Source organism: Bartonella sp. TT29SHDZB (assembly GCF_042193395.1).
Classification (GTDB): domain Bacteria; phylum Pseudomonadota; class Alphaproteobacteria; order Rhizobiales; family Rhizobiaceae; genus Bartonella.
In genome coordinates this window covers 1-820 of record NZ_JBHILQ010000119.1, presented here as the reverse complement: position 1 = coordinate 820, position 820 = coordinate 1, and the positions used below count along the sequence as shown (strand labels likewise).

The 820-nt window shown below is 41.5% G+C and carries 1 protein-coding gene; it reads left to right on the top strand.

The genetic code is table 11. The annotated features are described in order from the left end of the window. Positions 1-10 precede the first annotated feature (10 nt). On the top strand, positions 11-718 hold the full coding sequence (locus ACFIJJ_RS09915; RefSeq protein ID WP_375646831.1) for a hypothetical protein: 708 nt from the start codon (positions 11-13) through the stop codon (positions 716-718). The last annotated feature ends 102 nt before the right edge of the window (positions 719-820 follow it).

Sequence of the window (820 nt, the reverse complement as noted above, 5' to 3'; positions counted from 1 at the left end):
AGGTATTTTGATGACACGTCATTATATTCGGGTTAAGACCGGAGGACCGATACCAGTAAAGCGAGATGTTTATCGTCATAAGAGAACACTTTCGCACTTAGTGTCGGTCATTCAAGATGAGATTGATGACATAGCCGATGAGTATGTTCAACAAATCCAAGAAAGCATTTTTGCAGCTATTCGTTTTTGTGAACGGGAGACCTTTTACTTTAACGAAAGCCGTGATGTGGTGTTTGAGACACGGGCGGGACAAGGTGTTTATGATGCAAGCACTACCAGCCATATTGAAACAGCTGTTAAAATCAAAAACGTTTATCTGAGCTCTGATCAACATCATAAGTTTGCATTGGAGTGTAAGGACCATGTTTCTTTAGAGCCTTTGTTATCATCAGAGCAGCAAGGAACGCCGGTTTGTTACAGTTATTTTGATAGGAAATTACATCTTTATCCCACGCCGGATAAAGCCTATCAGATTCAACTCATTCTCTCTCCCTTGCGTTTATCAGAAATAGAAAGTGTCGATGAGGAGCATCCATGGTTTGTGCACGCGTTTGATTTGATTAAGGCGCGTGCAAAATACGAACTTTACAAGAATATCTTGAAAGACCCCGATTGTGCAACGGCAGCTTACAATGACTTTAACGAACAGTTGAATGAATTGCGTGCAGAGACGTCTCAACGTCATAACGTGACCAGAATAATACCAACGGATTTTTAAGATGGTTTATTTTCCTATAGCCGATTACAGACCAGATGTTGCGGTTGTCAACGGCAGCTTTACGGATAGCCTTGTGAATGTTTTACCAGCAGATGGCGGTTA

Excerpts from the sequence above, each read along its gene's own strand:
- ACFIJJ_RS09915 (WP_375646831.1), top strand. The coding sequence starts at position 11 with ATGACACGTCATTATATTCGGGTTAAGACCGGAGGACCGATACCAGTA.